Raw genomic sequence first — 13,825 nt, forward strand, 5'->3', positions numbered from 1 at the left:
GATGCTTAAAACTATACTTTTCCTCACGCTTTTATTTGTATGCTATGCCTGTAAATCTATAAAAACTGTATCTATGCCCTCCCCTGCTATTACAACTGTACAGATGCCCGCTTTTGACATGGAAGGCCACAGAGGCGCGCGTGGACTGATGCCTGAAAACACCATTCCTGCTATGATAAAGGCTATGGAACTGGGTGTAACAACCCTGGAGATGGATGCCCACATCAGTAAAGACGGCAGGGTGCTCCTCTCCCACGACCCATACTTTAATCGCAAGCACGAGCTATTGCCCGATGGCAAAAAGATACCAGCCAGCGAGGCTAAAAAGCATGTGCTCTACCAGCTGGACTACAGTGAAATAAAGCGCTATGATGTAGGGTCTAAATTCTACAAAAACTTCCCAAAGCAGCAGTTACAGCAGGCGCATAAGCCACTCCTGGCAGAGGTGATCGACACTGTACAGGCCTACATTGCCGATCATAACCTGCCACAGGTGTTCTACAACATCGAAACCAAATCCAAACCATCCGGCGACGGTAAATACCACCCTGCCCCACATGAATTTGTAGAGAGGTTGATGGCGGTTATACTTGAGAAAAAGATAGCTCCTTATGTTATCATACAATCCTTTGACGTGCGTACGCTACAGGTACTAAAACAAAAGTACCCGGAGATTAAAACATCACTGCTTGTCGAAAATCTGCACAGCCTGGAAAAGAACCTGGAAAAGCTGGGGTTTTTGCCTAATGTTTACAGCCCCTACTACAAACTGGTAACTCCTGACCTGCTACAAAAAGCGCACAACCTGAACATGAAAGTCATACCCTGGACGGTAAATGATTTGAAAGAGATGAAACAACTGAAAGAGTTGGGTGTTGACGGTATAATTACGGATTATCCTGATCTTTTTAAGAATCTGTAAAAGAGTTTGCTAAGAATTTAGCCCTTAACACCCTGTAAATAATAAAAAGCATATCTTTATAGTACGCTCAAAAGTATACACCTTTGTATCTGATCAAAAAACATAAAAAAGAAAAACATGACTCAAAGTGCAGCCGATACCGAAAAAAGCTACAAGACTTTCGTAAAAACGATAGTTGACACAAACAAAGTATGGGGCCTGGCCAAAGACGATACCTGGGCAACCTCCAGCTCTGCTGAGTTCGAAGACACTGAAGTCATTTTATTCTGGTCTGATGAAGCCGGCGCCAAAGCATGTGCCGAAGACGACTGGGCAGACTATAAACCTGAGTCTATCACTGTGGTTGAGTTTCTGGAGAACTGGTGCGTAGGCATGTACAGCGATGCCTTACTGGTTGGCGCCAACTGGTCATCAGACCTTACCGGCAAAGAAATAGAGCCGTTGGAGGTTGCGCTTGATGTGGTGCAGGAACTGAAGTCACAAGACAAAACACTTGAATTCTCGCAATACGACAGCCAGCAGGAATTCGAAGAGCAGGTAATTGAGGCCATGGAAGGCGAAGAGTAGCAGGTTTTATACTTCACCATGACGCAGAAAACTATACTTTTAATTGCCAGCGCGCTGGGCGGCCTGACCGTTGCTATTGGTGCATTTGGTGCACATGCGCTTGCCAAAGTACTGGAGAGCACTGGCCGTGTACAAACATTTGAAACTGCCGTTAAATACCAGATGTACCATACGCTGGCACTGCTAGCTGTTGGCCTGCTCTTATTCAAGGTAGAACAACCTGCTTTGCAGGTGGCCGCCTGGTGCTTTTTTGGTGGTATCCTTATATTCTCAGGTTCGCTTTACATACTTGTTCTAACAGGCGTAACCTGGCTTGGTGCTATTACCCCTATTGGTGGAACATTTTTTATAGTTGGCTGGGGAGCACTTTTTTATGCTATCATGAAAGCGCTGTAAGTATAAATCAGTACTAAGTCAGCGGACAAAGAAGTTTTTAGACTAAAGACAAAAGATTACTCAAGTATAAAGTGATAGACACAAAAAAGAAGGGCTGCCAAAATTGGCAGCCCTTCTTTTTTATACTTTAAGTGCTATGGCAAACTATTGCTTTGCGCTGGTACCTGTTTTTTCCTTGATATTGGTTACAATGTACACATGCTTCGCGCCTTCAGCAGCGTTAGAATGTACTGTAATTGCTTTCTTTTGCTGGCCAAGTCTGCCGGCGCTGTTATACTTTGCTGTAATAGAACCACTCTGACCTGGCATTACAGGCTCCTTAGTCCAGGCTGGTGTTGTGCAACCGCATGTTACATCTACGCGCTCAATTACAAGCGGCTGTGTACCAGTGTTCTTAAATTTAAATACATGCTCTACAACATCGCCTTGAGTAATGTCGCCGAAGTTATGCTCATTCTCTTCGAAGGTAAGAGCAGGGCCATTAACTGCCTGCTCTGATGGTGCGGAAGCTTTGGCTTTTGGTTTTTCCTGCGCCACAGCGCCGCCGGCAACTAATGCGGCAAATGCGAAAGAAAGGAGTATTTTTTTCATTTTGTAAAGGATTAAGATTAATGGGATAGCTATTATACTTGTATTGCAGCAAAAACGATGCAAAATATCTTTTCTTTTGTCAGCTAACTAATAATTGTTGGTTAAAGTTCAGCAAATACAGTTCCTCAGAGGATCTCGTGAGGGCTGTATAAAGCCATCTGGCAAACTCCTCATTTACCATATCATCCTTCAAAAAGCCCTGATCCACAAACACGGCCTTCCATTGGCCACCCTGTGCTTTATGGCAGGTAAGGGCATAGGCAAACTTTACGAGCAAAGCGTTTAAGTACGGATTTTTCTTCAGCTCTTTGTAACGCTCACGCTTGTTCGGAATATCCATGTAATCTTTCAGCACCTCCTCGTACAATTTCTTGTTCTGATCCTGCGGTAAAGCCGGCGCATCGGTATAAAGTGTATCCAACATGATCTTTACCTCTTCCTCCGGTGCATCAGGATAATCTACAAACCTGACCCGCACATCGGCAAACCTAAAGCCATACATATCTTCGTCGCGGATGATCTTGGTTACCTCCACAAAGTCGCCGTTGGCCATGAAGCCTATGTCGGAATCTTTAGCCAGCCAGAAGTAGTTGTTACGCACAATCATGAGGTAATCTCCTACGCCAATCTCGTCTTCAGCAAAGAAAATACGCCTGCGGATGTGCTGGTTGTACATGTTAGCCATTTTGTTAGACCGGCAAATAACAATAGTGCCTTCTACGCCATACTTATCATAGGCGTATCGTAAGCCATCCTCCAGCTTTTCCCCGGTCATCTGGTAAATGTCGCGCCAGCCTTTGGTAAAAAGCTTTATCTCCAGTTTCTCCTGCTTCATGCGGTCACGCAGCTGGGTTGCGTTCATCAGAATTCCGGATGCTTCTGCCTGGCGCATCACCTGTTTTAGCTCCATCTGCTGCACATGGCACCGGAAGTTGCTTTTCATGTACTCACTGTCCAGCGACGGGCTAAGCGTTTGGCCAACCGGTGGCAACTGGGCTGTGTCGCCTATCAGCAAGAGCTTGTTGTTCTTTTTATCAAACACATACTGCAACAGGTCCAGCAATAAACCATTTTCTCCAAAGCCGCTTTCATCTGAGATCATCGAGGCCTCATCCACTATATAGACTGTGTTGTCGGCTTTGTTAGGCATGCGGGTAAAAGCAAGTCCTTCCGAGAAAGGATTGGCGGTTTGCCGGTAGATCTTTTTATGGATCGTGTGAGCAGGTTTGCCGCTGTAACTCGACATTACCTTGGCAGCACGGCCAGTTGGGGCCAGCAGCACATACTTGTACCCAAACTTGTTCAGTATCTTTACAAGCGAAGTTACCACGGTTGTTTTACCCGTACCGGCATATCCCTTTAAAAGGAAAACCTGCCGCTCCTGCTCTTTGGAAAGTATAAACTCGTCCAGTTTCGTAAAAAGCATCGCCTGGTCCTCGGTTGGCTCAAATGGGAAACTGGAACGTAAGGCTTCTACTGGACGCATTCTTTTTAATTATGAATGATAAATTAGGAATGGGTGACGTGTAATTAGGTACAATGGCGCGAGCGTCCTCGCTCGTGACTTGCTATATAGGGGCCTCTGGCCCTTATTAACCATACTTTCCTTACCTGCTTTACAACAGAGAAAGCTGCTTTTTAAATCCGTTAAGCAAAGTGAAAGTAGTTGCTTCGTCGCTACCAAGACGCAAAGTATTGCGTCTCAACAACGCTGCTTTGTAGCCAGCAAGACGTTCACAGGTTTGTAAAACTCTGTGAGGTCATTGTAACTCTCTAACTCTCTATCTCTTTAACTCCTCTGGCTTAATGTTGGCCATACTTGCACTTGCCTTGGCAATCAGCAGCGGCTCGTCAGTACCGCAAACAACGTATACTTCAGCCTCGCAGAAATTTAGTTTGCGGCCCTGCTTTATTACGTAACCTTTCGCCAGCAACTTATCGCCAACTCCCGGATGAAAGTATGATACCTTAATTTCGGCGGTTACTACATGATGGCCTTTGGGAACAAGACTGACAGCGGCAAAACCAGCTACGATATCAGCCAGTGTGGCAATTACGCCGCCGTGGGCAAAACCTTTGTGCTGTTTGTGTTTTTGTTCAAGTATAAGTTCGCCTTCTACCCTGCCAATTTCTATCTTTGTTACGTTAAAGCCCATGAGCTTCATAAACTCCTGACGCTCCAACTTTTCGCGTATGTCCTGTTCAAAATCAGGATTAAACGTTTGAATCATTCTGTAAATTTACGACCAAACCCATTGCTTAACAAGCATGACAGAATTAAATCCTAAAGCAGCCGGCTATTCAGAAAAGCTGCGTGTACGCGTTTGCGGCATCTGCATTAAAGATGATAAACTGCTATTAATAAAGCACGACCATACCATAGGTAACAAAGCGTTTTGGGCTCCTCCAGGTGGTGGCCTTTCTTACGGCGAAACAATGAAAGATTGCTTAAAACGTGAGATGCTTGAGGAAACTGGACTACATGTAGAAATAAACCGCTTTTTGTTTGTGAATGAGTTTATGCAGCAACCCCTGCATGCCGTTGAGTTCTTTTTTGAAGTAAGTATAACAGATGGAGAATTGCTAACCGGCTCAGACCCTGAAGTAACCAGGGAGCAGCAGTTAATACAAAAGGCGCAGTGGCTGCCAATCAAAGAAATATTGGCGATACCCTTACCTGATAAGCACCGTGTGCTGCAATACCTTATCTCTCTGGACGACCTACTGGGCCAGGACCATTATTTTATCTCAGGTAAGTAGCCTTGCTGCCGTTTGCCAGATTTTTTTTATACTTGCATAAGCAGCTTGGCCATGTTTCGGCAATGCTTTAGAAAACCATACTTTGAACACAACAAGCACACACTTCCGGCTTTCCTTTAAGATCCACGACGAGGCATTTTCGCTGGCACAGGCTGCCACCTGTAACTTATACATGGCAGTGGGCCACAGATCACTGCGACTGGCCGTGGTGGATACAAGCCGCAACAAATTTGTAGTGTTGGAAGATTATGAGCTTTTATCTGTTTTCTCGCCGGTGCAGGTAGCGGAGCAGCTGCGCTTAATGGCAACGGAAAACCCTTTGCTACAGGAAAAAAACTGGCAAACTGTAAGAGTCTCTGTCAGTAACCTGCATTTTACCTTAGTCCCCGAAACGCTTTACGACCCCGATCATCAGTTAGATTACCTGCGCCTGCACAGCCAGTTTGATCCGCAGCACGACAATGTGTTTTCCTACAGGCACAGTGGCCTGGAGGCCGTTAACATCTTCTCGATTGACACTGCACTATACGAAGCATTGCAACATGTTTTCCCGGATCGTCCGCTGCAGATCGTACACCAGACAAGTGCCCTCATTAAAAGTATACTTCACCAGGCAAGCCGCCTAACAGAGCGTAAAATCTATGCTTTTGTAGAGCGTAATTATGTAACAGTGCTGGTGGCAGGCCAGAGCGGACTCGAGTTCTGCAATATTTTTCATTACCTGAGTCCTGAAGATTTTATTTACTACATCATATTTGTGATGCAGGAGCTAAAGCTAAACCCGGAGCAGGAGACCATTACTGTTTGGGGAGATATCACCCACGACTCTACCCTGTTTTCAACGCTGCAAAAGTATATCCGTAATGTGAAGCTAGGCAAAAAACCTGCTGATGTAGAATACAGCTATAAATTCCACGACCTGTTTGAGCACAGGTATTTTGAGTTGTATAGTATGCATTTTTGTGAATGAGGAATTTTGAATGAGTGGATGAGTGAATTATTTTAGTACCTTAATTAGTTTGCAAGAGAAACAATTCACCATTACTCAATGAGCAATAACAACTCCACATCTAAATGGGAATTTGCAGAGCAGTCTCGTAAACGCACTAAGAAATTGGCTATAGACACAATTCGCTTCAGTCAAAGCTTACCAAGAACGGATGAGGCAATTATCATGAAGCGTCAGCTTTTGAGATCAGCTACATCAGTTGGAGCAAACTATAGAGCCGCTTGCAGAGCGCGTTCGGCAGCAGAGTTTTACTCTAAAATAAGCATTGTAGTAGAAGAGGCTGATGAAACCCTATTTTGGCTTGAGCTGCTGGAAGAGTCCGGCACTATATCAAGGTCCTCAGTTTCAGGTCTTATGAAAGAAACAACAGAGATAGTATCCGTATTAGCAAAAGCAAGAAAGAACACCATTAAATAAATTCAATCATTCACTCATCCACTCATTCAAAATTGACATGAAACGCATCGCCCTCTTCCCCGGATCTTTCGACCCATTTACAAACGGACATTACGATGTGGTAATGCGGGGATCTAAGCTTTTTGATGAGGTGATTGTGGCTATCGGTAACAACAGCAGCAAGCAACGCTATATTCCGGTAGATAAAATGTTTGAGGTAATGACCCGACTCTTTGCAGACCAGCCAAACATCCGGGTGGATACTTTTAAGGGTCTTACGGCAGAGTATGCCCGCGAAAGAGGTGCTCAGTTTCTGCTACGGGGCTTACGTAACACCACCGACTTTGAGTACGAGAATACCATAGCACAGGCTAACAAGCACGTTAACCACGACCTGGAAAGCGTATTCCTGATCACATCACCGCAGTTGGCAGCCATCAGTTCCTCCATTATCCGGGAAATTCACCGGTTTGGTGGCAACGTGGACGAGTTTATACCTTTCCAGTTTTCAGAGATTGCAGATAGTGCTGCACTATAAAGGTAATGGAAGTATAAGCGTTGGGTAGCACCTCCAGCACTTCTTCCGGTGTCATCCAGCGTACTTCTTCAATAAATTCTTCTGCCTGCGGTTTCATCAGGCTGTCGTCGGTGCAGTTCATCAGAAACCAGCTGGTTTTCTTTAATATCTTCTTGCCTTTGTAAGCGTAAGAGTGCCATGTTTTTGGCAGTTTTTCCAGCACCTCTACCTGTATATTACACTCCTCTTCCACTTCCCGTAGGGCGCCTTCTTTTACCTTCTCTTTCTTATCGAGTTTACCTTTAGGCAGGTCCCAAACGCCCAGGCGGTACATCATCAGTATCTTGCCGTCCTTTACCACTAAACCGCCGGCAGCTTTCACGATCTTGAACTGATCTTTCAGGTGTTCGATCAAGCGCTTCTTTTTATCAGTTACCAGCGTTAATGATTTTAGTTTCTTCAGCTTCTTCACTTCCATCAAGCGCACCAGGCGGTCAATCAGCAGCACGTCAGCATCTTTTATCAGCACATCTCCTACCAGGTCTTTTGATGTAAAGTGATCAGAAGCCTTCAGAACAAGGTCATACTCATGCTTATACACCTTTTCAGATGCTGTTTTGAGGATCAGGGGAATATCGTTAATGAAAACGTTCATGCATTTTGATACGTCAGATGAATGCGAAATTTACACAAATAGATAAATAAATCACGTTATTCAAAGCGCCTCAACTTAAAAAGGAAGATTATTTACGTAAATTCGACCCATGGAATCTACGAACACAGCACATCAGGTAGCCTCATACTTGCTAGAGACAGAGGCCGTAAAACTAAGACCAGAGCAGCCGTTTAAGTGGAGCAGCGGCTGGAACTCACCTATTTACTGCGATAACCGTGTAACACTTTCCTTCCCGTATATCCGCAGTTATATAAAGCAGCAGTTGGCAGAACTTATTAAACAAAACTTTCCGGATGCCGAGGCGATTGGTGGTGTAGCCACAGCCGGAATCGCGCAGGGTGCCCTGGTAGCAGATTGCCTGGAGATGCCTTTTCTGTATGTACGCCCCGAGCCTAAAAAGCACGGCATGGGCAACCAGATAGAAGGCCGAATTTTAGAGGGGCAGAAAATTGTGCTGGTAGAAGATCTTATCTCGACAGGCGGCAGTTCGCTGAAAGCTGCAGAAGCCGTAAAAGCAGCAGGCGCCGAAGTGATAGGCATGGCCGCTATTTTTACTTATGGCTTTGCCGTGGCCGAAGAAAATTTCAAAAAAGCAGAAATACCACTGCACTGCCTGAGCAATTACAATGCTTTAACAGAAGCTGCAGTGGCAAATGGGTATATACCGGAGAGTGCAATGAGTACTTTGGCTGATTGGAGAAGATCGCCGGAGACCTGGGGTGCTTAATTTTAATCTTGTTCTAGAAGGATGTTAGGAGGAGGCAAAGTCTGCTTTTTGTCTCCTTTGTTTTATAGCAGCTATTAAACATCCCCCTTTGTCCCCTTCAAAGGGGGACTTTCTGCCTTTGTTATAGCTGAAGTATAAGCTTTATAGATGCAGCCAATCCTCGGACAGGTCGCGACCTGTCCCTACAAAAAACAAATAATGCTCATTCGGATTTCCTGATTTCCGTATTGAGGTTTAGGTTAAACAATGCACTGCTATACTTCAACCATAAAATCATTTAAATCAATTTAATCCCTTTCTGCGGCAAGCAATCCTGGCAATCTTTTAATCCTAAAAATCCTAGTCATGAAAATAGGCCTCCTCTCCGACACCCACTCCTACCTCGACGATCAGATTATCCGATTGCTTTCTGACCGTGACGAGATATGGCATGCCGGGGACTTTGGAAGTATAGCAGTATCTGACAGGCTAAGTGATATTGCACCGCTACGGGGCGTTTATGGTAATATAGACGATGCTACTATCCGGCAAGTACACTCTAAGGTAAACCGCTTTACTGTAGATGGACTGGATGTGATGATGACGCATATTGGCGGTTATCCCGGCAAATACCACCCCGATGTGCGCCAAAGTGTAAAAGATAATCCGCCGCAGCTATACATTACAGGCCACTCGCACATACTTAAAGTAATGACGGATAAAAGCCTGAACAACCTGCTGCACATTAACCCGGGCGCGGCCGGCATGCACGGCTTTCACAAGATCCGAACCATGGTACGGTTTGATGTTGAAGCCGGGCAGGTAAAGAACCTGCAGGTAATTGAACTTGGCAAAAGGGCATAAAAAAAGTGTGCCTGCAGGAGCAAACACACTCTGAAGTCTTTCGAAAACCCGCCAACCGAAGCTTTCACAGCGTTGGCAGGCAGATGGTTTTACTTTGCCGTAAAAAGACTACTCAGCTGAAGTTTCTTCAGTTGTTTCTTTCTTGTTCTTTGGAGCTTCACCGAACTGAGCTCTTAGCTCGTCCATGTCAACGTTCTTGATAACTGGTGTTAACAACAGCTGCTTAATTCTGGCAACCTTGTTGTTTGCTCTCGCCTTATTCTTACGGTCTTTTCTTTTAAGTCTAGTAACTCCCATCGTTGCAAAGTTTTAATTTGAAGGGCAAAAGTAAAACATTATTTTTGAATTGTAAAGTATTTTTCTGAATCAAATTGATATGAACATAACAGACCTACGTTCCGACACCGTTACAAAACCAACACCTGAGATGCTCCAGGCCATGTTTGCCGCCCCTGTTGGCGACGATGTGTACGGAGAAGACCCTACAGTAAATGCCCTGGAAGAGAAAGCAGCAGCCATGTTCGGCATGGAAGCCGGCCTCTTCTGCCCATCCGGCACCATGACAAACCAGATAGCCATAAAAGTGCACACACAGCCGCTTACAGAGGTTATCTGCGACATTACGGCCCACATTCACCAGTACGAAGGCGGTGGCATTGCCTTTAACTCAGGCGCTTCCACAGCTTTGGTGCATGGCAACCGCGGCAAAATGACACCAGCACAAATCGAGGCAAATATCCGCCCATTGGACAACGTGCATTTTCCGGAAACCAAACTGGTAGCCCTGGAGAACACCTGCAACAAAGGTGGCGGCACATTTTATACTTTGAATGAGATTGCTGCAATTTCGGAAGTATGCAAGCGCCACAACCTGGCCCTGCACCTGGATGGCGCGCGCGTTTTTAATGCCCTGGTAGCCTCCGGCGACGCTGCAAAAGAATATGGTTTATACTTCGACAGCATTTCTATCTGCATCTCTAAAGGCCTTGGTGCTCCGGTAGGCTCTGTGTTGCTTGGCACGAAAGACTTTATTAAAAGAGCACGACGGGTACGAAAAGTTTTTGGCGGTGGTATGCGCCAGGCCGGTTATTTAGCTGCAGCCTGTATCTATGCTTTAGAGAATAACATAAAGCGCCTGAAGGAAGACCATCGCAAAGCTAAAGCCATGGAAGAAACGCTGCTGCAAACCGATTATGTAGAGAGTGTACTGCCTGTGGAAACGAATATTGTGATCTTTAAACTGAACGACAAGTATACCGATGCAGATTTTGTGGCAGCTCTGGCAAAAGAAGGTATCCGTGCCACAGCCTTTGGCCCGCAGATGATCCGGTTTGTAACTCACCTGGATATAACTGACGAGATGATGCAGCATACGTTAAGTGTACTTAAGTCGCTGAGTAAACAGCAGGTAGAAGTGTAACAATAAACTCTGATTTAGTTGTCATTTCAAACACCGTGGATATCTGGAGTTTTTCATATCGCCGCAAAATTCCAGATATCCACGGTGTTCGAAATGTCAGTTCTCTTCTAAGGTTGAGAGCATCTCCAATTCATAACTCCTGATCCAGCATTCCTAATTCCACTTAAAACTATGAACTATTTCCCCCATTATCCTGCATCTGAAGTAATGGCTGTTTTAGCCAAAGACCCTGTAATGGCTGCTATTGTAAAGCAATGCCAACCGCTGAAATCATCTAAATCGGAAGATTTATACTTTAAACTGCTCAGCGCCATAGTATCGCAACAGTTGAGCACAAAAGTGGCGGCTACTATTTTCAGAAGATTTACAGAGCTGTTCCCGGAAAGCTATCCGCACCCTCATCTGCTATTGGAAATGGAGGATGAAGCCCTTCGTAGCGCCGGGCTGTCTTTTCAGAAGATCGGATATGTGCGTAATGTAGCAGCATTTGCAAGTAAAGGCAACTTAGACCATGCCACGATAAATGCCATGCCCGACGAGGAACTGATACAACACCTGACACAGATAAAGGGTGTTGGCCGCTGGACCGTAGAAATGCTGCTGATGTTTGCTTTAGAGCGGCCAGATGTGTTGCCCTTAGATGACCTGGGAATACAGAACGCCATGAAACGACATTACGCACTTGAAGAAACCGGCAAAGCCCTGAAACTGCGCATGCAAGAACTCGCCGAGGCATGGCGACCATACCGCACCATTGCCAGTAAGTACCTGTGGCAGTCGCTGGATAACATGCCTAAATAGACCGGTGGACCACAGATTAAAATGATTGGATTGATTACCAAGACTTTGTACAGTACAGGGATCTGCCGCAAGTTTAGCGTAGTGTAACTTGTGGCTAAGTATGGCAGCAGTTTTCAACTGCTTTGCTTTGAAAAAGCAAGGGTTGAGATGGTCTGAGCTATACTTAAACCATAATCTGCTACAGTATAAAATCTGTTCAAACTGGCGTGATTCGTAGGGACAGGTCGCGACCTGTCCGCAGATGGCCTGAGCTATACTTTATACTTTGACTACTGTAGATTAACCCACCCCTGCGCCTCCCAAGAGGGGAATTTCCAAAAAGTATAAACCTCACAAAGTATAAATCAGGTAAAGTATACTTTTCTGCTTGCGCAGAAAGCCAGTTGCAAATTGGCCTCATGCAAAGCCACGAGTTACGCTGCCGCTAAACTTGCGGCATGACTTAATCCTTTAATCAGTAAAATCTTAATAATATTGGTCAAAATACTTCTAATCAATCATATCCCTTTAATCACCGGTCTTTAAACACCGTTCTCTTTAGCCACTTTCCGCAGCATCTTCAGCACCAGTTCTTCGGTACCTGACAAGTTCTTTACCTTCGATTCGTCAGCATCATGCTTTTGCAGGTACTTCAGCAGTTTATCCTCCCTGAATAAATTTACGACCTCCGGGTGTATGTAATACTTAGTGCAGACGCTGGGCGTGTTGCCTAGGCCTTTGGCCACCTGTTTTATAGCTTCTTTTATACTTTTCTCTTTACCCAGATCAGGGTTTTCGTCGAGCACGTTTTCCAGGCACTCTACCATGCGCACGGTGCCCCCCCAGGTCCGGAAATCCTTGGCTGTAAAGTCATACTTTGTGGCCTCGCGAAGGTATTCGTTCACGTCGCCAGACTCCAGTGTTTGCCGCTCACCATTTTCGTCATAATACTGAAACAGGTCATACCCCGGAATATCGCGGCATTTCTTAATCAGCCTGGCTAGTCTGCGGTCCTTTAGGTCAATGTCGTGCTCCACTCCTTTTTTTCCTTTAAAAGAGAACTTAACACTACTGCCGTTAAACTTTACATGCCTGTCGCGAAGCGTAGTAAGGCCATACGATTGGTTAGACTTGGCATAATGCCGGTTCCCGATCCGGATAAGCGCATTATCCATAATACTTAGTACAAGGGCTGTAACTTTGCGTCGGTCGAGTTGGCGGGAATTGATATCCTGCTCTATCTTTTCGCGCAGTTCCGGCAGACTTTTACCAAAGGAGATCATCCTGCCAAACTTGGTCATACTTCGCGCCTGCTGCCATTGCGGGTGATAGATATATTGCTTACGACCCTTAGCGTCGCGGCCAGTAGCCTGCAAGTGCCCCTTAGCAGATTTAGATATCCAAACATCTGTCCATGCCGGAGGAATAACAAGAGCGTTTATGCGATCCAGTATCTTTTCGTCCGTGATTTTGTCGCCTTTTGCATCCAGGTACTGGTATCCTTTACCTACTTTTTTGCGGGTATAACCGGGTTTACTGTCTGATGTATAGCGCAGGCCGGCACCGTTAGCAGATTTGGCAGGGTCGGCATATAATTCGTGCAGTTCGTTCTTTCTTGCCATCTTCAGAGGCTCCATATTAACACCTCAAGCAAGTCATACTAAACTTACCCGTAAAAGTTTTGCAGTGCGGTTATACTTTGGTTAACAATCTGATGTATGCTTTTACAAACTAACTATATTTGCACTATTCACCCTAGACTCAAAACAGCCTAAGACTATGCACAAAAACCTATCCTATTTATACGCTTTTTTCGGCTTCTTTTTACTGGCCTGCGGGGCAGTGGCGGTAGACCTTGCCGGCGAACAGGCTAATACAGCGCTGATTACAGGCGCTGCAGGAGGTTTGATCGGGTTAACGGCCGGGCACTTTCTAAACAGAGGGCACCGCTGGGGATTTATACTTGGCGCTGCAGAAGCTGGCCTGCTCACTATACTTCTTGGCTGGCGCTCTGCCACTTACTTTAGTAAGCTACTGGGCATGATGCAGCAAAACCAGGAAAGCGCTGCCACCGAAACAGCAGGCATGGCATTTTTGCTAACTACCGCGATGCTGGTAATTGCCCTGCTCACGTTTACCGTGTCAGTAATGTTCGGAAAACAGGTATTAAGAGAAACAAAATAGGTGTTCGTCTATATTATTTTTAAACTTAAGTAGCTTG

Annotated in this window: 18 protein-coding genes; 12 read left to right on the forward strand and 6 right to left on the reverse strand. The window is 45.4% G+C overall.

The window, feature by feature from the left end:
- The first annotated feature begins 1 nt into the window (after nt 1).
- The 3 genes from K0O23_RS09635 (at nt 2) to K0O23_RS09645 (ending at nt 1,885) form a co-directional block, all read left to right on the forward strand.
- On the forward strand, nt 2–922 hold the full coding sequence (locus K0O23_RS09635; protein WP_219877212.1) for a glycerophosphodiester phosphodiesterase: 921 nt from the start codon (nt 2–4) through the stop codon (nt 920–922).
- Nucleotides 923–1,039: 117 nt separating this feature from the next.
- Nucleotides 1,040–1,489 (forward strand): DUF2750 domain-containing protein, encoded by a 450-nt coding sequence (locus tag K0O23_RS09640; RefSeq protein WP_219877213.1) that lies wholly within the window; start codon nt 1,040–1,042, stop codon nt 1,487–1,489.
- Nucleotides 1,490–1,507: 18 nt separating this feature from the next.
- A complete protein-coding gene (locus tag K0O23_RS09645; protein WP_219877214.1) occupies nt 1,508–1,885 on the forward strand; it encodes a DUF423 domain-containing protein in 378 nt (125 codons plus the stop codon).
- A gap of 144 nt (nt 1,886–2,029) precedes the next feature.
- Here K0O23_RS09645 and K0O23_RS09650 read toward each other — a convergent pair whose 3' ends face one another.
- The 3 genes from K0O23_RS09650 to K0O23_RS09660 form a co-directional block, all read right to left on the reverse strand.
- On the reverse strand, nt 2,030–2,476 hold the full coding sequence (locus K0O23_RS09650; protein ID WP_219877215.1) for a DUF1573 domain-containing protein: 447 nt from the start codon (nt 2,474–2,476) through the stop codon (nt 2,030–2,032).
- A 79-nt stretch (nt 2,477–2,555) separates the two neighbouring features.
- The gene (locus K0O23_RS09655; RefSeq protein ID WP_219877216.1) at nt 2,556–3,962 is read right to left on the reverse strand and encodes an ATP-dependent DNA helicase; all 1,407 of its coding nucleotides are present in this window, start codon (nt 3,960–3,962) and stop codon (nt 2,556–2,558) included.
- Nucleotides 3,963–4,257: 295 nt separating this feature from the next.
- A complete protein-coding gene (locus K0O23_RS09660) occupies nt 4,258–4,707 on the reverse strand; it encodes a PaaI family thioesterase (protein WP_219877217.1) in 450 nt (149 codons plus the stop codon).
- Between the two features lie 37 nt (nt 4,708–4,744).
- On the opposite strand from K0O23_RS09660, the gene K0O23_RS09665 reads away from it, so the two are divergent.
- From K0O23_RS09665 to coaD, 4 genes are all read left to right on the forward strand, one after another.
- Complete coding sequence (locus K0O23_RS09665) at nt 4,745–5,236, forward strand: NUDIX domain-containing protein (protein ID WP_219877218.1); 492 nt, start codon at nt 4,745–4,747, stop codon at nt 5,234–5,236.
- An 82-nt stretch (nt 5,237–5,318) separates the two neighbouring features.
- Entirely contained in the window at nt 5,319–6,206 is an 888-nt protein-coding gene (locus tag K0O23_RS09670; RefSeq protein ID WP_219877219.1) for a DUF3822 family protein, read from the forward strand.
- A 78-nt stretch (nt 6,207–6,284) separates the two neighbouring features.
- Complete coding sequence (locus tag K0O23_RS09675) at nt 6,285–6,662, forward strand: four helix bundle protein (protein WP_219877220.1); 378 nt, start codon at nt 6,285–6,287, stop codon at nt 6,660–6,662.
- Between the two features lie 37 nt (nt 6,663–6,699).
- On the forward strand, nt 6,700–7,179 hold the full coding sequence (gene coaD, locus K0O23_RS09680) for a pantetheine-phosphate adenylyltransferase (RefSeq protein WP_219877221.1): 480 nt from the start codon (nt 6,700–6,702) through the stop codon (nt 7,177–7,179).
- Here the strand turns inward: coaD and K0O23_RS09685 are convergent.
- A complete protein-coding gene (locus K0O23_RS09685; RefSeq protein WP_219877222.1) occupies nt 7,133–7,813 on the reverse strand; it encodes an NUDIX hydrolase in 681 nt (226 codons plus the stop codon). The two genes, coaD and K0O23_RS09685, sit on opposite strands and share 47 nt — an antisense overlap.
- A 109-nt stretch (nt 7,814–7,922) precedes the next feature.
- Between K0O23_RS09685 and pyrE the strand changes: the two genes are divergently transcribed.
- Nucleotides 7,923–8,561: an orotate phosphoribosyltransferase gene (pyrE, locus tag K0O23_RS09690; RefSeq protein ID WP_219877223.1), complete on the forward strand. Its 639-nt coding sequence runs from the start codon at nt 7,923–7,925 to the stop codon at nt 8,559–8,561.
- A 345-nt stretch (nt 8,562–8,906) separates the two neighbouring features.
- On the forward strand, nt 8,907–9,404 hold the full coding sequence (locus tag K0O23_RS09695; protein ID WP_219877224.1) for a metallophosphoesterase family protein: 498 nt from the start codon (nt 8,907–8,909) through the stop codon (nt 9,402–9,404).
- A 108-nt stretch (nt 9,405–9,512) separates the two neighbouring features.
- Here the strand turns inward: K0O23_RS09695 and K0O23_RS09700 are convergent, their stop codons facing one another.
- The gene (locus K0O23_RS09700) at nt 9,513–9,701 is read right to left on the reverse strand and encodes a hypothetical protein (protein WP_187065478.1); all 189 of its coding nucleotides are present in this window, start codon (nt 9,699–9,701) and stop codon (nt 9,513–9,515) included.
- A 79-nt stretch (nt 9,702–9,780) separates the two neighbouring features.
- Between K0O23_RS09700 and K0O23_RS09705 the strand changes: the two genes are divergently transcribed.
- Both K0O23_RS09705 and K0O23_RS09710 read left to right on the forward strand, forming a co-directional pair.
- Nucleotides 9,781–10,824 (forward strand): threonine aldolase family protein, encoded by a 1,044-nt coding sequence (locus K0O23_RS09705; RefSeq protein WP_219877225.1) that lies wholly within the window; start codon nt 9,781–9,783, stop codon nt 10,822–10,824.
- A gap of 171 nt (nt 10,825–10,995) precedes the next feature.
- Entirely contained in the window at nt 10,996–11,625 is a 630-nt protein-coding gene (locus K0O23_RS09710; protein WP_246597017.1) for a DNA-3-methyladenine glycosylase family protein, read from the forward strand.
- A 521-nt stretch (nt 11,626–12,146) separates the two neighbouring features.
- On the opposite strand, the gene K0O23_RS09715 is transcribed toward K0O23_RS09710, so the two are convergent.
- Nucleotides 12,147–13,241 carry a DNA topoisomerase IB gene (locus tag K0O23_RS09715; protein WP_246597018.1) on the reverse strand — a complete coding sequence of 365 codons (1,095 nt, stop codon included), beginning with the start codon at nt 13,239–13,241 and terminating at the stop codon, nt 12,147–12,149.
- A gap of 142 nt (nt 13,242–13,383) precedes the next feature.
- On the opposite strand from K0O23_RS09715, the gene K0O23_RS09720 reads away from it, so the two are divergent.
- Entirely contained in the window at nt 13,384–13,788 is a 405-nt protein-coding gene (locus tag K0O23_RS09720) for a hypothetical protein (protein ID WP_219877226.1), read from the forward strand.
- Nucleotides 13,789–13,825 lie beyond the last annotated feature (37 nt).

It is taken from the genome of Pontibacter aydingkolensis (assembly GCF_019443125.1).
GTDB lineage: Bacteria > Bacteroidota > Bacteroidia > Cytophagales > Hymenobacteraceae > Pontibacter > Pontibacter aydingkolensis.

Excerpts from the sequence above, each read along its gene's own strand:
- K0O23_RS09715 (WP_246597018.1), bottom strand. The coding sequence starts at position 13,241 with ATGGAGCCTCTGAAGATGGCAAGAAAGAACGAACTGCACGAATTATAT.
- K0O23_RS09695 (WP_219877224.1), top strand. The coding sequence starts at position 8,907 with ATGAAAATAGGCCTCCTCTCCGACACCCACTCCTACCTCGACGATCAG.
- pyrE (WP_219877223.1), top strand. The coding sequence starts at position 7,923 with ATGGAATCTACGAACACAGCACATCAGGTAGCCTCATACTTGCTAGAG.
- K0O23_RS09640 (WP_219877213.1), top strand. The coding sequence starts at position 1,040 with ATGACTCAAAGTGCAGCCGATACCGAAAAAAGCTACAAGACTTTCGTA.
- K0O23_RS09710 (WP_246597017.1), top strand. The coding sequence starts at position 10,996 with ATGAACTATTTCCCCCATTATCCTGCATCTGAAGTAATGGCTGTTTTA.
- K0O23_RS09675 (WP_219877220.1), top strand. The coding sequence starts at position 6,285 with ATGAGCAATAACAACTCCACATCTAAATGGGAATTTGCAGAGCAGTCT.
- coaD (WP_219877221.1), top strand. The coding sequence starts at position 6,700 with ATGAAACGCATCGCCCTCTTCCCCGGATCTTTCGACCCATTTACAAAC.
- K0O23_RS09660 (WP_219877217.1), bottom strand. The coding sequence starts at position 4,707 with ATGATTCAAACGTTTAATCCTGATTTTGAACAGGACATACGCGAAAAG.
- K0O23_RS09705 (WP_219877225.1), top strand. The coding sequence starts at position 9,781 with ATGAACATAACAGACCTACGTTCCGACACCGTTACAAAACCAACACCT.
- K0O23_RS09665 (WP_219877218.1), top strand. The coding sequence starts at position 4,745 with ATGACAGAATTAAATCCTAAAGCAGCCGGCTATTCAGAAAAGCTGCGT.
- K0O23_RS09650 (WP_219877215.1), bottom strand. The coding sequence starts at position 2,476 with ATGAAAAAAATACTCCTTTCTTTCGCATTTGCCGCATTAGTTGCCGGC.
- K0O23_RS09700 (WP_187065478.1), bottom strand. The coding sequence starts at position 9,701 with ATGGGAGTTACTAGACTTAAAAGAAAAGACCGTAAGAATAAGGCGAGA.
- K0O23_RS09720 (WP_219877226.1), top strand. The coding sequence starts at position 13,384 with ATGCACAAAAACCTATCCTATTTATACGCTTTTTTCGGCTTCTTTTTA.
- K0O23_RS09645 (WP_219877214.1), top strand. The coding sequence starts at position 1,508 with ATGACGCAGAAAACTATACTTTTAATTGCCAGCGCGCTGGGCGGCCTG.
- K0O23_RS09685 (WP_219877222.1), bottom strand. The coding sequence starts at position 7,813 with ATGAACGTTTTCATTAACGATATTCCCCTGATCCTCAAAACAGCATCT.
- K0O23_RS09635 (WP_219877212.1), top strand. The coding sequence starts at position 2 with ATGCTTAAAACTATACTTTTCCTCACGCTTTTATTTGTATGCTATGCC.
- K0O23_RS09655 (WP_219877216.1), bottom strand. The coding sequence starts at position 3,962 with ATGCGTCCAGTAGAAGCCTTACGTTCCAGTTTCCCATTTGAGCCAACC.